This window comes from Tardiphaga sp. 866_E4_N1_4 (genome assembly GCF_052076075.1).
GTDB lineage: Bacteria > Pseudomonadota > Alphaproteobacteria > Rhizobiales > Xanthobacteraceae > Tardiphaga > Tardiphaga robiniae.
Genome location: NZ_CP197242.1, coordinates 4,682,712 through 4,702,123 on the forward strand (window position 1 = coordinate 4,682,712; position 19,412 = coordinate 4,702,123).

The window sequence follows — 19,412 nt, forward strand, 5'->3', positions numbered from 1 at the left end:
AATGCATGTCCGACGCTGTCGTCGCCGAACCCCGATTGGTCGATGCCGACAAGCAGCCGCTTCCGAGCCTGAAGGCTCCGGCCAAAAACCCCCTGCTGGATCATCCCATTCTGCCGACCATCCTGCGGCTGGCCTGGCCCAATGTCGTCGCGCTGACGGCAGGCGCCGTCGTCGTTATTTTCGAGACCACCTATGTCGGCCGGCTCGGCACCGAAGCCTTGGCGGCGATGGCGCTGGTGTTTCCCTTCGTGATGCTGACCATGACCATGTCCGGCGGCGCCATGGGCGGTGGCGTGTCCTCGGCCATCGCGCGCGCGCTCGGCGCCGGCGACCGCGCGCGCGCCGATACGCTGGCGGGCCATGCGCTGCTGATCGCCATCTGCTTCGGCCTCACCTTCACGGTCGGCATGCTGACCTTCGGCTCCATGCTGCTGCAACTGCTTGGTGGCCGCGGCAATGTGCTGAGCCAGGCGCAGGGCTACATCACCGTCTTCTTCGCTGGTGGCGCGATCCCCTGGCTGCTGAATACCTTCGCGGCGATCCTGCGCGGCACCGGCAACATGAAGATGCCCTCCGCCATGCAGATGGCGGGGGCTGCCTTGCAGGTGGTTCTCGGTGGCGTGCTGGGCCTCGGCTTCGGTCCGATCCCGCAATTCGGCATGCCCGGCGTCGCGGCGGGCACGCTGATTGCATTCACGATCGGCACAGGCGTCATGGGCTGGTATGTCTTTTCCGGTCGTGCGCGAGTCCGGCCTCAGATCAAGGGCTTCCGCATTCAGCGCGGGATGTTCTTCGATATTCTGAAAGTGGGTGCCATCGCCTGTTTCAATCCGCTACAGGGCGTTCTGACTCTCCTGATTTTCACCCATATGCTGGCGCAATACGGCACCGCGGTGCTGGCCGGCTACGGTATCGGTGCGCGGCTCGAATTCATGCTGAGCACGCTGGCTTTCGCGGTGGGTATCGCCTCGGTGCCGATCGTCGGCATGGCAATCGGCGCTGGCCGCATCGCGCGTGCGCGCCGCGTGACCTGGACTGGCAGCGTGATCGCCTTCGGTGTCGTCGGCCTGCTCGGCACACTGATCGCGATCTTCCCCGATGCCTGGGTCAATATGTTCACCAATGATGCCGGTGTGCGTGCGGCAAGCCGGACCTATCTGGCCACCTGTGCGCCAATGTATGCCTTTCTGGGGCTGTCCACGGTGGCCTATTTTGCCTCGCAGGGCGCCGCCAAGGTACTCGGCCCGGTGCTAGCGCAAACCGCGCGGCTGGTCTTCGTCAGCGTTGGAGGCTGGTGGCTGCTGTCTATCGATGCCTCGGCCACAAGCTTTTTCTGGCTCGCGGCGGCGTCCATGGTGCTGCTCGGCGTGCTGTCGGCACTCAGCGTGCTGCTGACGCCGTGGGGACCGAAGGCCGGTCCCGTGCCCGAGATCCGGCCGGAGCTCGTCTGAGCAGTCTCTAGCCGACGCGTGTCGCAGTAAATTCCACATCGCGCCGCCACGTCGCGCCGTCGTCATGCGAGGTCTCGCCGCGCCATAGAAACGAGCGCGGCGTAATCTGCGAGAAGCTCCAGCGGATCGGGCGTCCGTCATTGTCGCGGCCGAGTTGGATGATGTCGTCGCCCTGCTTGCGGCCGGTCATGGTGAGAAAATTCTGCATCACCGGATCGGTCCACTGGATCTGCCACGCATCGATGCGCGGATCGTAGATCCGCAGCGTGCTTCCATACGAGTAGGCATTCGTTGCGGCGTCGCCGTCGCGCAAACGGCCGCGCGGCGGCACGATCCAGACGTCCTGGATGGCGCGACCCTCCAGCACCCAGCCGAAATGCCATTCGCCCTTGCGCCGGCGCTCTCCGCCGTCCGGCATATACCTGACCACATCGAGATCCCAGGCGCCGATCAGCCAGCCATAGAGATCCATCTGGCCGATGCGATCCGGGGCAGGGCCATCGGCTTTGAGCGCATCGAGGAAAGAGGCTGTCATGCCACCACTTTCCCGAATTGCTTCTGCATCGCTGCGAGGCCCAGATCCATCTGGCTGCTCATATAGGGCGCGATCTCGTTCGGCAGCACGTCGGCCGTCCAGACAAACCGGCAGCGCGCATCGCCATCGGCAAACACCTGCGCTGACGCGCTGTGCTGGCTGATACGTTCGCTGACGATGGCATAGACGAGGCGCTGCCGGTCGTGATCGCAGGTGACCAGTATTTCGCGTGCGACGGACCCATTGGCGAACGTCACGATACGCGCGTCGCCGTCCAGCTTTGTGTCGGTGACGAAGCCCGGCACCAGCCTTGTATGCAACGCGCCGAAGTCGGCCAGTGCGGACCAGACATCGTCTGCCGGTGCGCCAAGGAAAATCTCTTTGTGAATCGATGCCATGCTGTGCCTCCCGGTTGATCAGGACGGCAAGTTACTCAGTGCACGGCCAGCCGTTCTTGGAAAATCTTGCGGTCGCCGCGGGAAGCCTGTCGAAATGCGCGGGGCGAGACGCCGGCGGCGCGATGGAAGCTGCGCACGAAATTCGAGAGATCGCCGAAGCCGACATCGAAGGCGATGTCGGTGATGGCGCGGTCTTTCTCGACCAACAGGTTTGCAGCCCGCCGTAGCCGCGCGCGCACCAGATACTGGTGCGGTGTCACGCCGAGCACATTCCTGAACAGGCGCAGGAAATGAAACGGACTCAATCCGGCCTGACGGGCGGCCGCATCGAGATCGATCTCCTCGCTGGCATGGGCGTCGATCCACAGCGCGGCCTCGACCGCGCGCCGGCGATCCCGTGCATTGCCGTTCACACGCCTGCGCGGCTCGCCCGAGACGACGTCGACAAAACGCGACGCAAAGGCATGACCGATCTCATCGAGCCCGAGATCGCTGTGCGCCTCTGCGCTGGCCTGCGCGAGCTCGCCCAGCACCATCAATTCGGCGCGTGGCGCGATGGCGCCCTGCTGCCAGATGTCCCTGGCGTCGCCGACGGTGTCGATCAGCTCAGGCGCGAAGGAGAATGAAAGGCACTCGTCGCCAGAGCCATGATGCTCGTGATGGCAGGTATATTCGTCGCCGGGGTGCCCGATCAGTAGCGCGCCGGCGATGAGTTCGTGCGATTGCCCGCGGCAGCGACAGCCGAAACTGCCCTTGCGAACATAGGAGAGCGAATGGCCGGCGTGCTGTTCGGAAAACGGCTCGTCGTCCGGACCCGCCGTACAGCGATAGTCCGTGACGGTGATAGCGTTGCTCTGGAACAGTGTTGTTGCCTGCATATGCGGAGGTTAGCCCTGCGGGCGTGACGGGGCAACCGACAGCAGGGCGTCGAACAGGGTGGTCGTCCGGCCCGCCAGCGCGCCCTCGATCGAGAGCAGCCGCGACTTGGTGATGATGCCGCCATTGCCGGCAAAGCCGCTGGTCTGGCCCGCAACGGCCAATGCGCGGTGGCATGGCACGAGGATCGCAAACGGATTGCGCGCGATGGCTTGCCCGACCGAATAGACCGCACCGCTGGCGCCGAGCTTTGCTGCGATCTCCGCATGGGTGCGGGTTTCGCCACGCGGGATCATCCGGATCGCCTCGTAGACGCGGCAATTGAACAGCGGCAGGCCATGCATGTCGACGGGGATATCGACGAGGTCGACGGCTTGGCCGCGCAGCAGCGCAACGATGCCCTCGATGGCGTAGTCGACATCGGTCGGCGGCCGGAATTCGCGCGCATCGGGAAATTGCTGCAGCAGGCGGCGCCGGGTCTCGATCTCGCGCGCTTCCGGCAACTGCACGCCAACAATGCCGGCGTCGCCCCATGCGATACCGCATCGGCCCACCGACGTGTCGAAGGTTGTGTATCCGTGCCCAGCCATCCCGAAGGGATGTTAGCAGGCGAATTGAAGCCGTCATCTGGAATCTTTGGAGCGGTTACCTTTCGAAGGGCGCGGCCGGGTGTGCAGCGCGATGAAACTGTAGCCGGCTGCCATCAATCCGCTTGGCGGATCGGCCGGTCTCGGCTAGATCAGATGACGCGACGATGCGGGCGTAGTTCAATGGTAGAACGGCAGCTTCCCAAGCTGCATACGAGGGTTCGATTCCCTCCGTCCGCTCCAGCACTTAGCCGGGAAATCCTTGAAAGTTTTGCTGGCTGTTTTGCAAAGTTTGTTCATTGTCTGGCCTCCAATTTCCTAATGCGCGCCTTCATCGCTGCGGCGCGACCCACGTAGCGTCGGATGATCTTTTCGACGGATTCCTCTTCCCAGGCGAGCGTCTCCGCGATCTCGCGCATGGTGAAGCCGGCGACGTAAAATTTGGTAGCCGCGGTGCCACGCAGATCGTTGAAGTGGAGATCTTGCCCAGCCATCTTGGCGTCGATTTTTGCCTTGTTGAAAGAACTACCGAAGCCGTCAGCGGACCAAGGACGGCTGCGGCTATTTGTCAGTATAGTGGTCGCTCGCTTCGGAATGCGGGCCAGTACCTCGCTCAAGCCATCGTAAAGAGGTATGATCGCCTCGCGGCGATGCCGGCTTTTCCCTGTTGTCAGAACGATCGCATCTTCACCGACGTGCGACCACGCCAACCGCATCAGGTCGCTTAGACGAAGACCTGTATGACCAGCCAAGTCGATCGCGTGCGCAATCTCGGGCGAACAGCTTCTCTTAATCTGCGCAACGTCGGCGTCGGTCCAGATGATCTCCGAACGGTCGTTGCTGTAAAGACGCTTGATGCCCTCGCACGGGTTGCCGGCGACGCTTCCACGTTCGACAGCATGGGCGCAAACGCGAGAGAGCACCTGCATGCCGTAATCAGCCGTGCGGGGTGTGTCAGCCCATTTGTTCCGCCATTGTCGGATCACCGGACGAATCTTTTCCGGGCGGTCAAACTGTTTTGTGCGCAGTTCGCCAAAGTGGATCGATATCCGATCCAGCCACTTGCCCCACTGATCGCGGGTAGATTGAGCAAGCTTCTTGTAGTCCTTGCTGCTTTTGTAGTCAGCCACGACGAAGCGGAAGCGGTTCTTGTCAGGAGTGCGTCGATCTTCGACTGCCTCATTGTATGACGCCATGAATTCTGGCGATCCTGGTTCGCCGCGCAGACGAGGGCCGCCGCGCCACGCGTACCAGTACGTGTTGCCCTTAGCTTTGACTTTGACGAGGCCCTTCAGGTTAACTTGCACCATGCTGAGCCTCGAACTCGGCAAGCTCACGGTCGAGATCCTCGTCCGCTTGCTTTGCGCTTGCTCCGAAATGGAAGCGGATACCGCCAGAGGGCAAGAAATCTATAGCCGTTGGCTTAAGGCCGCGGGCCAGCAACGACGCCGTGGCAGCGTCAATGTCGGTTTTACGGATGGTTGGCCGGCGCATGCGATTAGCCCTCGCGCCAGAATTGTTCGAGATCGATGTTTGCGCGCTCAGCGGCCAGCCGCATGCGTGCGACGATCTCCGAGACATTGGTGCAAACCATCCGCCCTATGGGAGCGAGGCGAGCCAGATCGCTAACGGTTCCGCAAAAGGCGGATAGGTGACGATTGTGGGAGAGGGCATACTGTCGGGCGGCTTCGGCTTTGTGCTTCGTCCTTTCCACCAGACCGCACATGACCGGGTTTTCGACGGGCTTGCCTTGAGCTATCAACAGGCTGGAGCTTGCGATTGCAGGCCAATTGCGATGTGCATAATTGCCTGCGTTTGCAATGATAGCAGCGCTGTCGCGGGAGAGGCCGCAGGCGTAAAATAGGTCGATCGCTATGAGTAACATAAGTGTCGACGTCGGCGTGTAACCACGATCACCTTCGGGCGTTTTGGCGTAATCGGCGGTTGGTAGCTGTCCGCGTTTCTTCATTGACTTGAATGTCTCAACGTCGATACCGGCTAGGAGGCAGTGCTGTTCGCGTGTCAGAACAATCATGGGCATTCCAAAGTACAAGGGGGCGAATTGCCCCCTTTGTACCCCGTTGGATAAACGGGGGCAAGATGCCCCTCTCTTTTTATTCAGTGCCCCTCTGTCGTTGGACAGCGACAAACCAGGTTAGATCCACATAAACCGCATCGCCGCTTCTTCGACTTCCTCTCAAAGAGCGAGGCCGATATGGCGTTGTTCTAATCAGTCTTAGATCCGCTTCGGAATTTACGGCCGCTCGGGCGGTTCCGTTGCCACTAGTAAGCTCAACCCAAATACTTGGTCGATCGACTTATGAAACGTCACCCAGTGTCACGCTGAGCGATGCCCTGAGGGGCGAAGACCAGCGCCAAATTGCGAGCGCATAAATGCCGCGCATAGATTCGGAAAGAGTGATCCATCCGTAACGACTGACGACTGTGCCGCTTCAACGCTTCCAAAGCTTTCAATGAACGATAAGGCAACATTATCGTTCGTTTTTATTAACCATAACCTGGGGCGGTTTCGGCGGATTTTATGGCGCAAAGCGCCGCGCCGACCTACGCTGCGGCATGCCATCCCGTGCTCGAACGATTCCCGCACCGCCCCGCCGCTTCCCGCCGATGCCGGGCTGGGCGCGGCTGCGCGAAGTCCCGGGCCGCGCGGACGATGCCCCGTTTGTGGCCGGCGCAGCGCTGGCGGCGCTGCACCCGATCGCCCGCGATGAGCATCTGCTCGGCGCGTTGTGGCGCCAGCGCCTCGCGCTGACATGCGCAACCAGGCTGGCCGGGCAGGGCGGTCGCAGCGAAGACGAAGCGATGCTGCGGGATCACTGGTATCTGCGCCAGAGCAGCGATGATCCGGGTCCCGCAGGCCACGTGCTCGGCGCCTGGCGCCGCCTCGGGACCAGCAAGGCGCTCACGCTGAAGGACACGTGGCCGACCATGCTGCCGGCGCTGCTGGCTTACCGCGACGACGAAGCGCTGCAGGAGGCGATCGCATATGCGCTTGCGCAGTGCATCGGCGGCGGCAATCCGGTGCAGGCCGCCGCGGCGACGGCGGCGATGAGCCTGCGGCTGCGACCGGACTGCCGGCCGCTGGCGCTGTGGCTGGCTGATGCCGTGCTCGCGCATCACCTCAGCTGGCCGGCGCCGGTGCCGCTGCTGGCGGCGCATCTCACCGGACATGGTCTGCGCCGGGCGGCAACTAACGGCGATGATCAAGGCTGGATGCAGACCTGCAGCCTGGCTTATGCGCGCGCCGCGGCGGCCGCATGGGATCGCTATGCCGAGCTCGGACACCGCGCCGATCGCTTGCTTGCCGCGGCGCCAAAACTGCGCGGCCGGGATGCCGACACCATGGTGGCGACCTTACTCAGCGAGGATGCGCAGCCGGCGCGGGGAGGGCAGACCAGCGATCGCTCCAGCCGCCGGCTGTTCGAACGGTTGGTATCGCTCGGCGTCGTGCGCGAACTGACCGGGCGACCCACGTTCAGACTGTACGGGCTGTAAGATGGGACGCCCCGCCAAAGCCAAAGTCACGCTGGACACCACGCTGACGGATCTGCCGAGTGCGCTGCGCTGGCGCGAATGGATGGGCCGGGTCGAAGCGGTGATCTTCGCGTCGCGCGAGCCGGTCACCCGCGCCATGCTGGCGAAGGTCGTCGGGGCCGACTGCAATCTCGATCTGATCATCGACGACATTCAGGCCGAACTGCGCGGCCGACCCTATGAGCTCGTCGCCGTCGCCGGCGGCTGGCAGCACCGCACCCGCAAACAGTTCGCCGATGCGATCCGCACCGCGACCGGGGCAGGGGACCCAGGCGGCGGGCTGTCGGAGAGCGAGATGCAGGTGCTCCTGTGCGTGGGATATTTCCAGCCGATCACCCGCAGCGAGCTCGGGAAGTTCTTCGGCAGGGAGATCAGCCGCGACGTCATCGGGCATCTGCGCAGACTTGATTTGATCGACCACGGGCCGCGGGCGCCGCAGCCCGGCGCGCCGTACACCTATGTGACGACCAAGGCGTTCCTGGCGCAGTTCGGGTTCGATACCTTGCGCGACCTCCCGGACATCGAGGCGCTCGAGGATGCCGGTCTGCTCAGCAAAGACAGGTTGTTCGCGACGGACATAAGTGAAGTGATCTATGGCAACGACCAGGACGAGCATTAGTGCTGCTCAAATTCGGAGCCAGACTGATTTCGGTTTTATCTTGCTGCTGACCCAGACTCGCGGTCCTGCTGCAAGCGACGCTTCAGACCGTTCGGAAACGGCTTTTGCGCTGCACCCCACATCCTGAAAAATGCCAGGAAGAACAATGGGGGCGCTGGAATACATCACCGTCGCTAGGCAGCGCCTCTCCGCGACACGTGTGGCGCGTCCCCATGCAGACGAAGGAGTTGTTGAAAGCCAATCTGCTATAGGGGTAGATTCTTAAGCCACCTACCATTGAGTGAGAAAAGCCAGGGAGCGTCAGATGAAGTCTCCGGTAGCCAAAAGGTCAATCGTCGTCGGCGGTCACAAGACGAGCGTCAGCTTGGAAGAGGCGTTCTGGAGCGGCATCAGAGAGATCGCGGATGCCCGCAGCATCACAATGTCCGATCTGGTGAGCGAGATCGACCGCAATAGGGATCAGGGAAATCTGTCGTCGGCAATTCGGCTTCAAGTTCTTGCACACTATCGCGATCAAATTCCACCGCCCAATCCGCAAGCGCACCTTGTTAACGAACTCAGGCGGTAGCTCCAAAAGGTCATCCATGAATATGTAAGGCTAGGTCAAGACGCATTGCACATTCCACGCACCGTCTGATCGAGCCGGACAGCGCGCTGTCGGCGAGCGAGATGCATGCTGCTGCACGTGGGCTATTTCCGGCCGATCAGCTTTGGCAAGCTCGCTCGGTTGTTCGGCGAGAGATCGGCCGCGATGTGATCGGCATCTGCGCCGAGACTTGATCGGCTCCGGTCGGCGGGCGTCCGGCCCGGCGCACCCTGCACCTACGTCACCACAATGGCATTCCTGACGCTCGGGTTTGACCCCTGCACGCCTGCCGGACATAACAGCCGACCTAGAACCTGCTCAGCAAAGACAATCTATACGCGGGATGTTTTACTGATGGTTGGCAGGCATAGAGGATCCATAATTGTGAGAGTCCGCAACGCGCGGCCAAACCGTCCCCGAAGCGCAAGTTTGCTCGACTGAGTGGATGATCTCACCCAGTCCAGCAACCTCGGCTTTACTGGCAATTATACATAATGCCATCGCCGCCCTTGATCGCAGTGCCCGGCGTACAGCCGATACCATTGCGCGCAGCGTAGTCGCTCCAGCTCGCATAGCTGAATCCGGGGCCGCTCCATGGCCCATCATAATGGTAGGCCCTCACGGCGTACCAAGGCAGCCCGGCCGCAGTGTAGTAGTGGCTTCCGAGATAACCTCTCCTGATGTAGACGCGGGTCTGTGCCTCCGCCTGACTAACTGTCAGTGATAAGCCACTTTGCTCAGTCCAGCCCGGCGACAGCAGCGTCGCAGAAGCCAGGCTTGCAGCAGCAATAACCATTGTTCGCAGAGTCATTCTCATGCCTTCTTCCTCCGTTGTGCTCGTCCCCTCTTCAATCCTTAATTTTGCAGCGGAGATTACGTTGATCTAGATCAAGCAATTTTCCCGGGCGAGGAATGTGCTTCATCATGGGGCGGGCAGCGGTGATGGAGAAACCCATGAAGCAGGCAAATCTGATTAAGGTTTCGGTTGCGATCGCGACCTTTGTGTGTGCCGCCTTGTTCTCATTCAGCTGGTCTGAGCAACGCGGCGTATCGCTCTTAGTCGATAAGGCGGAGGCAAGGGTTGGTCGGCCACTGACGCCCGTAAGCGTCGCTGGAGTTGCGCGCCGACAAAACCGGCGGGCTGCATACGGGTATGGCGGAGGTGTTGTGCGCGCGGGAGTCGGTGTTGCCGCCGTTGGCACAGCAGCAGCCGTTGCCGCCAATCAGCCTTGGGGAGGGGGCAGCGGTCCTTCCGTAGGTACCGGATACTACGGTGGTCCTCTCTCTGCCCGGGCGGCTTACCAGGAAGGCCCTGCTAGCGGTCCTTATTGTACTCCTGGCGCGCTTTATGTTGCGTCGGATGGCTTAGTGCAGGTGTGTCGGTAAGCTCGATTGAAGAAACGGCGGCTCTCCAGCCGCCGTTTTATCCCCGCTAAGTCGCAACGCCGTTCTCATCTGACTGTCCAGTCCCATGACTTGCTTCAAGCCAAGTAAAAAATCTTACACTTGGCCCAGCGGAAATCGAAGTCGCCGGGGTCCGTTTCCCTACGCATCCGCGATTCCACCATTTGCAATGGTGCGCGCAGGTCTGTCGCAAGTAAACGCTATGTAACTCATTGTCGCAAATTCACTGCTGTGAAGGGCCGGACAGTGGCCGGTCCTTCACGCGTTGATGCGTCGACTAGTCAGTACTTGGCAACCACACTACCCGGGCCGCCGAAGCGATAATTTATGCGTAGCGTGACTAGATCGACGTCTTGTCCAATCCGGTTAGCTGCACCGGCTAGAATGGGATTGGGCACCGAGAACGAGTTATTTGCATCCCCCATGAAGAGACGATCGTATTCGATACCGAAGGACCAGTTTGGCGCGAAGCCATATTCCCATCCGATACCAACGACGCCGCCCCATCGAGTTGCGCTAGCCGACGCCACGTTGATGCCGCTCGCCGTATTCCATACGTCCAGCCGGCTTCTTGCGGTCGCAGCGCCGCCTTTCAGGTAAAATAGGGAGGCATTCCAAGCATAACCAATCTGGCCCGTGATGAGGCCAAGCGCATCCACTTTGACGCCCGTCGAATAGACAGGGTTGAGTGTACTAACGCTGGATCCCGTGAGATCCGCCCAATCGCCTTGACCTTCGAGGCCGAAGACAAATTGGCCAGACTGCCAACGATAACCGACCTGACCACCAAAAACCCCTCCCGAGCGGTCGGCACAGCCGTCTGCGATCGTTGCACCAGCCAATGGGACAATACCCCAGCAGTTGCGACTAGATCCCCAGCCGCCATTTATGCCGATATAGAAACCTGTCCAGTCATAAACGGCGGCCGCGACAACAGGTGGTGCTTTGTATGCTCGAACAGGAAGATCAGCAGCAATAGCCGGTACTGACATCCCAACTAGTCCAATAGTAGCTAGCAAGTGCCTTTTCATGATCTGCATCCTCACTTCTTGAGAAGAATGGGTCACTATTTGAGCAACATAGGCGTCGCGGATTGGATGACGCGTGCCAGAATGGCAACACTCAAGACAATTTACTACTGCCGGATGATTTTGCACTGCGGCTCATCCTGCCGTTAAGCTGGGGTTCTGACTACCAACCAGACGCAGTCCGCAGGACTGGACTGCCTATCGGGTCGCAGGACTGAAGGCCCCAATAGCACGGGGCATTCGACCGGGGTTCTAGGTCGGCGTGTCGTTCTCTGACTGATCGATCGCGTGGCTCGCTTCAAACCATATAGAAATCTTGTCCGACGGAATTGCCGCTCGCGGACGATAAGGATTGATAGTGCCTGCGGTCACGATCAGCCCTGCGTCAAACTTCTGGCGCGCAAACGCCTTCGCTTCCGCCTCGGTTTTGAAGATCTTGCTTAGTCGGGGATTTCGCCGGCGTACCAATGTGCCGCTCATTGGCACTTCAAATGTGACATACCAAATGTAAGTCATTTTTGGTCCACACGGCGTAGCAAAGCTCTGGTTGACCACCGCATTTTCTCGCGAAAAGGGCGTCCGGTTGCGCCGACCTGACCTCAAATGAGCGTCTTACTATGAAGTCGTCGGCCGCAAACCCGCGAGCAACCGGGTATCCACACGCGACTTCCAAGCAGTTGCGCAGATGAGAACCACGCGTCTGCACGCCGCAAACGCCCATTGCAAGGGCAGTCTGTGGCCCACGCTTAGACGCAGCGAATCCCTTCGCGGTCGTAATACGCGGGTCGAGGGTCTTACTGGTAGGCAGCGCAGACGCCGGCCTGCCATCGCACACATCTGCGAACCGCGCGCCGAGTTTGGCGGACCGTCGTCCGCGCTACGCATATACCGTCTATTCGCGTTCGGCCGGGGCCGCATCCGACCGCGATCTCGTGCACCATAGCGTCTGGTCGAGGGACGGGCGTCGGTGTCATGCCATATGCAGAAGACGCGATCGATAACCCAAGCAGAACTAATGCTGCTGATCTGAACATAATACTTCTCCATCGATATCCGGTCGGGCCGATGGCTCATTTGCATATGAAATGTTGCGCCGACTATTGAGGTAGATCAACACTTGGCCCGGCGAACCCGCGAAAGTGCTCGCATCAAGGAGCCCATCATGAGGAAGCTGGCCTACTTTCCCCTCGTCGGTATACTTTTGTCATCAACGACGCACGCTCAAGTAACCGTGGACATGGCCCGCGTTAGCTGCGCGCAGTACATGGCGCTGTCAGCCTCAGACTCAGCTGTCGTCTCGGCATGGATGAGTGGCTGGTTCAATCAGAAGTCCGGCTATGTCTACGTGGACCTGGATGCATATACCAGGAATGTCGCGAACCTAAAGTCTTGGTGCGCTTCCCATCCAAGCCAAACAGTTATGTCGGGACTTCAGCAGTCGATAAGCCGATAGCAATCATAACCAAGGACGGTGAGAGTATGTATAGGCTCATTGTGTCATGTTTGGTCGTGTTAATGAGCGTCGGACTTTTGCCGGCCAACGCGCAGGTTACGATCGACCTTTCGCAGGTCACTTGCGGGCAATTTTTAAAGATGGATGCGGAACGCCAAGCGCTGGTGGGCTGGTGGATGAGCGGTTATTTCAGCGCAACCAAGAACCTCAACGAGTTGGATCTGCGGTACGTCAAACGGAACGCTAAGGTTGTCACAGAGTACTGCAAAACAAACAAGAGCAACACCGTTATGAATGCGATGCGAAAGAACTGGCGATAAGCACTCCGAATTAGCTGATGATGGCCGCGCTGCCCATCGAGATACTGGGGGTCCGTCGCATCGAGAGTGCAACAATAGGGACCGCCATCGTGAGCGACGCGGACGGGACGACCTCATGACGGCGCCCGTCGAGCCAGACGGCGAGCTGACACTTTACGTCAAGTGACGTCTCATGACACTCTCAGTGCGCGGAGCGGACTTTAAAAGTGGGCGTTGCCCCCGAGTGTTTTATGCTATCAGCCCTCGTCTTAAACTCCGCACTCCCTAAGCGATCGCCAAGGCTTATTGCGGCCGCAGAGGCTTCGGCCACGTCCGCGAGATCCATCCACTCATCAGAGAAAAGCAGCCATTGAGCCCTTGAAAATGGGCTAATGGCTTCGTCAGCTTGCGCTAGGCATTCTTCGCTTTCCTTGCGGAGCCACTCTGCGTCCCGGACGGGCAACATGGCGTCAATCTCAGAAGGAACGGAGTCTTTGACAGACCTCTACTAGAACATATTGAACGCACAGGAAACACAGATTGTCATGACACCGTTCAACTCCGCCGAAATGCGGGGTGGCCTCACTGGGTCGGAACGAGCGCCTCTAACCGTCTTGAATCCACGCTTTAGCGCTAAGTTGAACTATTCTTGTAGACCAGTTTTCCGGTCCCGACATCCGCCTGATGGGCAAGCGCGCTGAAGGACACTGACTCCTACAGTAGCCGTGGCTAAACCAGCTTGGAAGACCTACGGCGCTGTTCCGGACCGCCCACATGACGGGCAATCGAGTTTGCCGTTGCCGCCTGCGTTAGGACGGACTGCAGCGCGCGCCACCGGCCGGGGCCTGAGCGCGACGCCGGCCCTCGCGATGCAACTCGGCGAATACCCAACATATTGGCAATACACAACCGCCATAGCAGGCGCCGGACCCAGGAGTGACGCCAGCAAGCCCTAACAGGACTCCGGCAACAAGCCCCGCAACGTTGCAGACTTCACCGAATCACCCTTTCTGGAATGCATGTCAGACTCCTATTTGTGGAGACCGAGAGTTGGCCGCAACCGCCTCCAGCGCAGCCGACCCTAAGATGAATGCCAAAGGTTCCGTTGACCTAGAAAGGAATGTCTCCTAGTCGCAGGTGACGTAACGCCGGAGGCGCCGGCCTCGCGCGCAGACGTAGGGCGCCACGTTCGCCGCGCGATGTGGCCCGTCAATGCGGAGAGCTGAAGCCGGTAATGCCCCCGCCAATTCTGCCCCGGCCGCGTTGGATTTTCGGCTAGCGCCAATGGCCGGATCCAGCCTTTGCAAAGAAGTTTGCCGACGGTCGCCTTCGTACACCGTCGCAGCTTCCGACATTCCATAACATTCGAACGGCGAAATAACCGGACCTAGCGGAATAGTTTGCTGAAGAAGCCGCGTTTCCGATCGATGAGCGGAATCCCGGCCCGGAGATCCGCCTCGAGAGAACTTTCGTTGATCGAGACCGCATCAAGGAAGCGGCCCCTGAGAATGTCGCCGCGTACCGCGCGACTGAGAGCGCCTTGGACGTCGCGCCAATCGCCATTGTGATCGACGCCGAGCATCCAGCTCGGCTGGTTTTCGCCGGCATGCTGCGCCTGCAGCAACCATGCGCCCTGCACGGTCTTGAGCGCGCCGAGTTCGCGGCCGAGCGCCGCGATCAAGGCCTCGGGAGCCTGCTTCGGCCGGCCGAGCAGGACATCCTGCGGATTATCGATGACGATGGTTTCGCCACCTTCACCGAAATGACCGGCCAGCAAACGCCCTGCTTCGCTGCGCGTGAATTCCTTGCCGTAATCGGACCCCGGATTGAGCACGAAAGCCCTGTCCGGATTCCGCTTGAAGAAGTTACGCGTGACATCGGGCGCGACGATGTGATCGCCACTGAAGATGACGCGCGCGCGCGATGCTGCCGTGAAGAATGGCAACAACTGCTCATCTCCACGCGTAACTGTTGCCGTCGCCAACCTGGCCCTCTCCGGAAGAACGGCACGACCGTTTACGTCCGGCACGAGGGTGCCGGCTTCGGGAAGCAATACAACGAAGATCTCGGCGTCTATGATGGCACGGTCAAAGCCCGGCCGTTCGGCCGGCTCTTTCGCTGCCCGCATCAACACACGCTCGATGTCGTTCTCAGGCTGGAACATGGATGCCATGGAATTCGGTTGGTCCGGAAACGATGTGTCTTCCGGATCAATCCGCAGGTTCACGCGCTCTGCGGAGCTCATGATCGACTCCCAAGCGCCCAACGGCGTCGCGCTAGCTCACCCGGTGTCGCCTTGTCGCAAGCTGGGCAAACTTGTTCGCATCGAGCCTGCGTTACTTATACTTGCGACTGGTTCGGCAATTTAGCCGTATGTCGCAACATAGCCAGCTAATCGCTGCAGTAATATCTCGCGCTCATCGTCCGATACGAAGGCGGCTTCCAGTCCATTGCGGGCCAAGTGCACGATCTCCTGCGGGGACATGTCAAGCGCGGTTTGGCACGCCAAAAGATTCTCAGTTACATAACCCCCAAAATACGGTGGGTCGTCAGAGTTGATTGTGACGTGCAGCCCAGCCTCCATCATAGCTTTGATAGGGTGCTGAGCCAGATCCGCGACAACCCGAAGCCTCAAGTTGGAAAGCGGGCAGACCGTAAGCGGAATACGGCGTTCCACCAAATCCCTTACGAGATCGGGATCAGCGAGGCAGGCATTGCCATGGTCGATGCGGTCCACCTGCAAAAGTTCGAGTGCCTCACGCACATAATCGGCAGGTCCCTCCTCGCCGGCGTGGACAGTCGTTCGAAAACCCCGTTCGCGAGCAATCTTGAAGAAGCGAGCAAATTTGGAAGGCGGGTTGCCAACCTCCGCGCCGCCCATGCCGACGGCGATGATGCTGTCCTTCCAGGGCGTAATCTGATCCAGAACGATGATCGCATCCGCTTCGGTGCGGTGACGGTGTACGCTGATCATCAAGCCGACGCTCATACCGAACTTCTCTCGGGCCTCATTTATGGCGCGCAAAATTCCGGACATTAAAGCCTCAATCGGCGTCCCACGCTCGGTGAAGCTTTGCGGGCCAACGAACAGCTCAGCGCGGATTACGCCATCCTCGTGCGCCCGATGCAAATATGCTTGGGTCACGTCGTAAAAATCTGCCTCGGTGACAATGACCTTGCATCCCTCGAAATACAGGTCGAGGAACGTTTGAAGATTTTGGAACTCGTAGGCGCGGCGCAGCGCATCCGGCGTGTCCCAGCGGAGCTTGACACCATTGCGGGCAGCCAACGCAACCATCAACTCGGGCTCGATGCTACCTTCCAGGTGAATGTGCAGGTCTGTCTTGGGCATATTCCGGACGAAGGCATCGATATCTATCATAGTGAAGCTCAGTATTTTGGAACCGGGAGGTCAGTAAGTCTGAATAGGCTGTCTGGGCGGGCGAAAGCAAGCCACAGCGGAGCGGGGCGGGACTGTTGGCTGGATGATCTTACGGTTATCTTTCAACAGGCCGCCCTTCGCCCTCTCTAAGGAAGCTTAATCTCAGATGGCGCGCATGGCGCGAAGCAAGACGTCGAACGATCTTGCTATTCGAAATACTGCATAACATTCGAACGGAGAATCTCTGTTTCGGCACCACATCATGCGATTGTGTGCTCAGTCCTCGATGCGGACAGGCACGACCTTCAGCTCGGTTTAGCTCTCCGGCTATGTGCTCGCTGCCTGCGCCGCATTTTGGAGCTGTGATCGCAGCCATAGCTGGGCTGGATCATGATCCAACCGGTCATGCCACACCATTCGAACTGGCGTTGGTGTCGCCCGCCAAGGAAACTCTAAGACCGCGACGAAGCCAGCTTTGCGAAACACCTCCGCTAACGTGGCAGGAACAATCGCTGCTGCTAAGGATCCTTCCAGCAGTGCGGGTAGTGCAAGGAAGTGCGGCTGGACCACCTTCAGCTTCGGCGTTGTGCCGATCTTTGCGAACTCTGCTGCCAGCACCGAGCCATCAAACATCTCAGTGCGACGGATCAGGCCACGCTCGGAGATCGGCCCGTCCTCCACGCCCCCAGGTGCGACAACGAAAAGCGGGAGCGCGGAAAGCTGCTTAACGGTAAGGCGTCGGTTTGCAAGGGGATGGTCAGGAGCGACAATGAGAACGTCACGCTCTTCGAACAGGGTCTGAACATGCAGGCGGTGGGGTATGTCCAGGAACGAGCCGAGAGCCACGTCCACTCGTCCCACGTCGATCTGTGCAGTGAGGTCGATCCTCGTCGCGGGGAGGATCGTCAATCCAACACCAGGCGCCATAGCCATTAGCGTGCGCAGGAAATGCGGGACGACAACCGCGGTCATGTAGTCCGTAGCCGCGATGCAGAATTGGCGAGCCGAGCTCTGAGGTTCGAACTCCGGCGGCCCTATCGCCCGTTCGGCAGACACGAGGGCATCGCGTATCAGCGGGGCCATTTCGGTTGCGCGCACGGTCGGTACCATTCCGGCTGCTGTGCGGACGAACAGATCGTCGTTCAAATGAGCGCGAAGGCGCGACAATGCGTGACTGACGGCCGACGGACTAAGGCCGATCGCCTGTCCCGCCCGAAGCACGTTTCGTTCTCGCATGACGGCATCGAAGACGGTCAGAAGATTGAGGTCCAAACTTCCCACGATTGAAGGTCCGATCCGGCTTGTTGCTAGATTGAGCATAATGCATCGCATGCATTTTGACTTTGTCAACATTGCACTTCCCGAAACGGCACTCCGGGATAATGATCAACCTTCAAAGACAGGTGGAAACGCAATGACCGAAGGATCCAGAGCACTCTCAGGCACCGTCGCTACCGTAGATGGCGTCATCCGCGGTCGATTTGCTAACCGATACTTTATGGACCGCCCTGTGGATCTTGCGACAGTTAGGCAGATCGTGGAGGTGGCAGGCCATGCCGGCACGGGAGCAAATCTGCAACCTTGGCACGTGCATCTTCTGACAGGCCAGACCAAGTCGTCCTTAGTCGAAGCTCTTGGAGCTGCGCACGAGACTGAGGCTGGTCTCCATCAAGCTGAATACAACTATCTGCCGACAGAGTTGCCCGAGCCGTTCGCATCGCGTCGTCGCGAGTTCGGCGCCGTCTTCTATGGCGCGCTGGGAATCTCGGTCGAGGACCAGGCCGCTCGCGCCGCGCAAACTGCCCGGAACTATCGCTTCTTCGATGCGCCGGTCGGCCTGATCTTTACGATCGATCGCCGCCTCGAAAGGGGCAGTTGGCTCGATCTCGGAATGTTCATTCAGAATGTGATGTTGGCGGCCCGCGCGCGAGGCCTCGAGACATGCCCGCAGGAGTTCTTCTCCCGCTACCACGCGGTTATTCGGAACAAGCTCCCGCTAGCACCTCAGGAAATGGTCATCTGTGGCATGGCGATGGGCTTCGGCGATCCCGAATGGTCGCTGCGACGTCCCCATATGCCGAAGGCGCCTGTCGATGACATCGCATCGTTTTACGGATTCTGAGTTGGTTTCAGGGAGAGGTTCAATGAATGACCGTGACGGGTTGATCGAGGCAGCCATCGCTTTCATCGGGCAAATCAAGGACAAGACGCCCGGACGAGACGTAGAGAATTGGCTGAACGATATTCACGGGCCGGGTAGCTCGGTTTACGAAGAACTGGCGCACCGCGTGAAGCAGGGCGTCGACCAGGGGTGGGCCGCCAATGTGGAGATCTCTGGCCCTCACTATCGTCGCAGCCGGCTTCTCGAGCCATGTGAGAGATCTCATTATTTCAGCCTGACGACTGTCTACATGGACAGCCAAGCCAGCGGTCTTAACGCCGATCGAAGCACTGAGGGGGACCATACATTTAGGGGCCACTATCACCTCCATCCCTACGGTGAGTTCAATCTCGTCGTTCCCTTAAGCGCTTCCGCTGAGCTGATGGGACCTCTGGGGTGGCGGCACGCCGGCTGGACAGCGCCCGCGCCTGGTAGCCATCACTATCCAGAGGCAAGGGGCGGCGCGTTGATCGCCTTCTTCCTTCTGCCTTCTGGCCGCATTTCCTACGACATCGAAGCGCCGCGCAGCTAACCAATTAAGCCCGCCCGGTATCTTTGACCAAGGAGCAAAGGGATGACACAGCGCCTGGACTATAACGTAACCTCTCCAGCCGGGATGAAAGCGCTCGCCGGCGTCTATACATACGTCGCACGTTCCGGGCTTTCAAAGTCCCTAATTGAGCTCGTGTATCTTCGCGTCTCGCAGCTCAACGGCTGTGCCTATTGCATCGATATGCATTCAAGAGACTTACTGAAGGACGGCATGGACATCGAGAAACTCGTGCTCCTGCAGGCTTGGCGCGAGGCCGGCGGGATGTTCAGCGATGAAGAACGTGCAGCGCTCGCGTGGGCCGAGACCGTGACCCGCATCGCGGACACCGGTGTCCCGACCGAGGAATATTCAGCAGTGGCGGCAGCCTTTGACAGCCAGCGGTTGACCGACCTTGCGATCGCGATCAGCCTTATGAATGCCTATAACCGGATGGCGATCAGTTTCCGCGCGCCGCCTTCCGCAATTCTCCGCGCTTCCGCGCCGGCCACGGCCACATCAACGTAGCCGTATTAAGCATTGGGAGTT

Annotated in this window: 21 protein-coding genes and 1 tRNA gene; 10 read left to right on the forward strand and 12 right to left on the reverse strand. The window is 59.8% G+C overall.

Annotation, left to right across the window (positions count from 1 at the left end):
* Nucleotides 1-5 precede the first annotated feature (5 nt).
* Entirely contained in the window at nt 6-1,451 is a 1,446-nt protein-coding gene (locus tag AB8B20_RS22620) for an MATE family efflux transporter (RefSeq protein WP_439073508.1), read from the forward strand.
* A 7-nt stretch (nt 1,452-1,458) separates the two neighbouring features.
* Here AB8B20_RS22620 and AB8B20_RS22625 read toward each other — a convergent pair whose 3' ends face one another.
* Genes AB8B20_RS22625 through AB8B20_RS22640 form a run of 4 tightly spaced genes read right to left on the reverse strand, consistent with a single transcriptional unit; the run spans nt 1,459 to nt 3,850 of the window.
* Nucleotides 1,459-1,986 (reverse strand): hypothetical protein, encoded by a 528-nt coding sequence (locus tag AB8B20_RS22625; RefSeq protein ID WP_439073507.1) that lies wholly within the window; start codon nt 1,984-1,986, stop codon nt 1,459-1,461.
* Nucleotides 1,983-2,384 (reverse strand): SRPBCC family protein, encoded by a 402-nt coding sequence (locus AB8B20_RS22630; RefSeq protein ID WP_439073506.1) that lies wholly within the window; start codon nt 2,382-2,384, stop codon nt 1,983-1,985. Before AB8B20_RS22630 ends, AB8B20_RS22625 begins: the two co-directional genes overlap by 4 nt.
* Nucleotides 2,385-2,419: 35 nt before the next feature.
* Nucleotides 2,420-3,262 carry a helix-turn-helix domain-containing protein gene (locus AB8B20_RS22635; RefSeq protein WP_439073505.1) on the reverse strand — a complete coding sequence of 281 codons (843 nt, stop codon included), beginning with the start codon at nt 3,260-3,262 and terminating at the stop codon, nt 2,420-2,422.
* Between the two features lie 9 nt (nt 3,263-3,271).
* The gene (locus AB8B20_RS22640) at nt 3,272-3,850 is read right to left on the reverse strand and encodes a methylated-DNA--[protein]-cysteine S-methyltransferase (protein ID WP_439073504.1); all 579 of its coding nucleotides are present in this window, start codon (nt 3,848-3,850) and stop codon (nt 3,272-3,274) included.
* A 166-nt stretch (nt 3,851-4,016) separates the two neighbouring features.
* Here AB8B20_RS22640 and AB8B20_RS22645 point away from each other — a divergent pair.
* Nucleotides 4,017-4,090 (forward strand) — tRNA-Gly (locus tag AB8B20_RS22645).
* A gap of 53 nt (nt 4,091-4,143) precedes the next feature.
* Here AB8B20_RS22645 and AB8B20_RS22650 read toward each other — a convergent pair.
* Together AB8B20_RS22650 and AB8B20_RS22655 are read right to left on the reverse strand one after the other, a co-directional pair.
* Entirely contained in the window at nt 4,144-5,157 is a 1,014-nt protein-coding gene (locus tag AB8B20_RS22650; RefSeq protein ID WP_120287934.1) for a tyrosine-type recombinase/integrase, read from the reverse strand.
* 188 nt (nt 5,158-5,345) lie between these two features.
* The gene (locus AB8B20_RS22655) at nt 5,346-5,882 is read right to left on the reverse strand and encodes a hypothetical protein (RefSeq protein WP_147421593.1); all 537 of its coding nucleotides are present in this window, start codon (nt 5,880-5,882) and stop codon (nt 5,346-5,348) included.
* 542 nt (nt 5,883-6,424) lie between these two features.
* Here AB8B20_RS22655 and AB8B20_RS22660 point away from each other — a divergent pair.
* The 3 genes from AB8B20_RS22660 to AB8B20_RS22670 all read left to right on the forward strand — a co-directional run bounded on the left by AB8B20_RS22660 (nt 6,425) and on the right by AB8B20_RS22670 (nt 8,589).
* On the forward strand, nt 6,425-7,363 hold the full coding sequence (locus AB8B20_RS22660) for a DUF1403 family protein (protein WP_439073503.1): 939 nt from the start codon (nt 6,425-6,427) through the stop codon (nt 7,361-7,363).
* A gap of 1 nt (nt 7,364) precedes the next feature.
* A complete protein-coding gene (scpB, locus tag AB8B20_RS22665) occupies nt 7,365-8,021 on the forward strand; it encodes an SMC-Scp complex subunit ScpB (RefSeq protein WP_120286895.1) in 657 nt (218 codons plus the stop codon).
* A 304-nt stretch (nt 8,022-8,325) separates the two neighbouring features.
* Nucleotides 8,326-8,589 carry a ribbon-helix-helix domain-containing protein gene (locus AB8B20_RS22670; protein WP_120286894.1) on the forward strand — a complete coding sequence of 88 codons (264 nt, stop codon included), beginning with the start codon at nt 8,326-8,328 and terminating at the stop codon, nt 8,587-8,589.
* A 493-nt stretch (nt 8,590-9,082) separates the two neighbouring features.
* Here AB8B20_RS22670 and AB8B20_RS22675 read toward each other — a convergent pair whose 3' ends face one another.
* From AB8B20_RS22675 to AB8B20_RS22685, 3 genes are all read right to left on the reverse strand, one after another.
* Nucleotides 9,083-9,418 (reverse strand): hypothetical protein, encoded by a 336-nt coding sequence (locus AB8B20_RS22675; RefSeq protein WP_439073502.1) that lies wholly within the window; start codon nt 9,416-9,418, stop codon nt 9,083-9,085.
* Between the two features lie 874 nt (nt 9,419-10,292).
* Nucleotides 10,293-11,042 carry an outer membrane beta-barrel protein gene (locus AB8B20_RS22680; protein WP_120286898.1) on the reverse strand — a complete coding sequence of 250 codons (750 nt, stop codon included), beginning with the start codon at nt 11,040-11,042 and terminating at the stop codon, nt 10,293-10,295.
* Nucleotides 11,043-11,291: 249 nt separating this feature from the next.
* Nucleotides 11,292-11,555, reverse strand: coding sequence for a hypothetical protein (locus tag AB8B20_RS22685; RefSeq protein ID WP_439073501.1), 264 nt, complete (start codon nt 11,553-11,555; stop codon nt 11,292-11,294).
* A 646-nt stretch (nt 11,556-12,201) separates the two neighbouring features.
* Here AB8B20_RS22685 and AB8B20_RS22690 point away from each other — a divergent pair.
* A complete protein-coding gene (locus AB8B20_RS22690) occupies nt 12,202-12,492 on the forward strand; it encodes an HdeA/HdeB family chaperone (RefSeq protein WP_120286890.1) in 291 nt (96 codons plus the stop codon).
* A gap of 26 nt (nt 12,493-12,518) precedes the next feature.
* Nucleotides 12,519-12,812 carry an HdeA/HdeB family chaperone gene (locus tag AB8B20_RS22695; RefSeq protein WP_439073500.1) on the forward strand — a complete coding sequence of 98 codons (294 nt, stop codon included), beginning with the start codon at nt 12,519-12,521 and terminating at the stop codon, nt 12,810-12,812.
* Nucleotides 12,813-14,178: 1,366 nt separating this feature from the next.
* Here the strand turns inward: AB8B20_RS22695 and AB8B20_RS22700 are convergent.
* The 3 genes from AB8B20_RS22700 to AB8B20_RS22710 all read right to left on the reverse strand — a co-directional run bounded on the left by AB8B20_RS22700 (nt 14,179) and on the right by AB8B20_RS22710 (nt 17,493).
* The gene (locus AB8B20_RS22700) at nt 14,179-15,036 is read right to left on the reverse strand and encodes an enhanced serine sensitivity protein SseB C-terminal domain-containing protein (protein WP_439073499.1); all 858 of its coding nucleotides are present in this window, start codon (nt 15,034-15,036) and stop codon (nt 14,179-14,181) included.
* Between the two features lie 120 nt (nt 15,037-15,156).
* The gene (locus AB8B20_RS22705; RefSeq protein WP_120286886.1) at nt 15,157-16,173 is read right to left on the reverse strand and encodes an adenosine deaminase; all 1,017 of its coding nucleotides are present in this window, start codon (nt 16,171-16,173) and stop codon (nt 15,157-15,159) included.
* Between the two features lie 327 nt (nt 16,174-16,500).
* Complete coding sequence (locus tag AB8B20_RS22710; protein WP_439073498.1) at nt 16,501-17,493, reverse strand: LysR family transcriptional regulator; 993 nt, start codon at nt 17,491-17,493, stop codon at nt 16,501-16,503.
* A gap of 94 nt (nt 17,494-17,587) precedes the next feature.
* Here AB8B20_RS22710 and AB8B20_RS22715 point away from each other — a divergent pair, with 94 nt between their 5' ends.
* Genes AB8B20_RS22715 through AB8B20_RS22725 form a run of 3 tightly spaced genes read left to right on the forward strand, consistent with a single transcriptional unit; the run spans nt 17,588 to nt 19,391 of the window.
* Nucleotides 17,588-18,295, forward strand: a complete 708-nt coding sequence (locus AB8B20_RS22715; RefSeq protein WP_120286896.1) for a nitroreductase — start codon at nt 17,588-17,590, stop codon at nt 18,293-18,295.
* 22 nt (nt 18,296-18,317) lie between these two features.
* Nucleotides 18,318-18,866, forward strand: coding sequence for a DUF4863 family protein (locus AB8B20_RS22720; RefSeq protein WP_120286885.1), 549 nt, complete (start codon nt 18,318-18,320; stop codon nt 18,864-18,866).
* A 42-nt stretch (nt 18,867-18,908) separates the two neighbouring features.
* Nucleotides 18,909-19,391, forward strand: coding sequence for a carboxymuconolactone decarboxylase family protein (locus AB8B20_RS22725; RefSeq protein WP_439073497.1), 483 nt, complete (start codon nt 18,909-18,911; stop codon nt 19,389-19,391).
* Nucleotides 19,392-19,412 lie beyond the last annotated feature (21 nt).

Excerpts from the sequence above, each read along its gene's own strand:
- AB8B20_RS22695 (WP_439073500.1), top strand. The coding sequence starts at position 12,519 with ATGTATAGGCTCATTGTGTCATGTTTGGTCGTGTTAATGAGCGTCGGA.
- AB8B20_RS22725 (WP_439073497.1), top strand. The coding sequence starts at position 18,909 with ATGACACAGCGCCTGGACTATAACGTAACCTCTCCAGCCGGGATGAAA.
- AB8B20_RS22655 (WP_147421593.1), bottom strand. The coding sequence starts at position 5,882 with ATGATTGTTCTGACACGCGAACAGCACTGCCTCCTAGCCGGTATCGAC.
- AB8B20_RS22640 (WP_439073504.1), bottom strand. The coding sequence starts at position 3,850 with ATGGCTGGGCACGGATACACAACCTTCGACACGTCGGTGGGCCGATGC.
- scpB (WP_120286895.1), top strand. The coding sequence starts at position 7,365 with ATGGGACGCCCCGCCAAAGCCAAAGTCACGCTGGACACCACGCTGACG.
- AB8B20_RS22680 (WP_120286898.1), bottom strand. The coding sequence starts at position 11,042 with ATGAAAAGGCACTTGCTAGCTACTATTGGACTAGTTGGGATGTCAGTA.
- AB8B20_RS22675 (WP_439073502.1), bottom strand. The coding sequence starts at position 9,418 with ATGACTCTGCGAACAATGGTTATTGCTGCTGCAAGCCTGGCTTCTGCG.
- AB8B20_RS22620 (WP_439073508.1), top strand. The coding sequence starts at position 6 with ATGTCCGACGCTGTCGTCGCCGAACCCCGATTGGTCGATGCCGACAAG.
- AB8B20_RS22650 (WP_120287934.1), bottom strand. The coding sequence starts at position 5,157 with ATGGTGCAAGTTAACCTGAAGGGCCTCGTCAAAGTCAAAGCTAAGGGC.
- AB8B20_RS22670 (WP_120286894.1), top strand. The coding sequence starts at position 8,326 with ATGAAGTCTCCGGTAGCCAAAAGGTCAATCGTCGTCGGCGGTCACAAG.
- AB8B20_RS22630 (WP_439073506.1), bottom strand. The coding sequence starts at position 2,384 with ATGGCATCGATTCACAAAGAGATTTTCCTTGGCGCACCGGCAGACGAT.
- AB8B20_RS22660 (WP_439073503.1), top strand. The coding sequence starts at position 6,425 with ATGCCATCCCGTGCTCGAACGATTCCCGCACCGCCCCGCCGCTTCCCG.
- AB8B20_RS22700 (WP_439073499.1), bottom strand. The coding sequence starts at position 15,036 with ATGAGCTCCGCAGAGCGCGTGAACCTGCGGATTGATCCGGAAGACACA.
- AB8B20_RS22720 (WP_120286885.1), top strand. The coding sequence starts at position 18,318 with ATGAATGACCGTGACGGGTTGATCGAGGCAGCCATCGCTTTCATCGGG.
- AB8B20_RS22685 (WP_439073501.1), bottom strand. The coding sequence starts at position 11,555 with ATGACTTACATTTGGTATGTCACATTTGAAGTGCCAATGAGCGGCACA.
- AB8B20_RS22635 (WP_439073505.1), bottom strand. The coding sequence starts at position 3,262 with ATGCAGGCAACAACACTGTTCCAGAGCAACGCTATCACCGTCACGGAC.
- AB8B20_RS22690 (WP_120286890.1), top strand. The coding sequence starts at position 12,202 with ATGAGGAAGCTGGCCTACTTTCCCCTCGTCGGTATACTTTTGTCATCA.
- AB8B20_RS22705 (WP_120286886.1), bottom strand. The coding sequence starts at position 16,173 with ATGATAGATATCGATGCCTTCGTCCGGAATATGCCCAAGACAGACCTG.
- AB8B20_RS22715 (WP_120286896.1), top strand. The coding sequence starts at position 17,588 with ATGACCGAAGGATCCAGAGCACTCTCAGGCACCGTCGCTACCGTAGAT.
- AB8B20_RS22710 (WP_439073498.1), bottom strand. The coding sequence starts at position 17,493 with ATGCTCAATCTAGCAACAAGCCGGATCGGACCTTCAATCGTGGGAAGT.
- AB8B20_RS22625 (WP_439073507.1), bottom strand. The coding sequence starts at position 1,986 with ATGACAGCCTCTTTCCTCGATGCGCTCAAAGCCGATGGCCCTGCCCCG.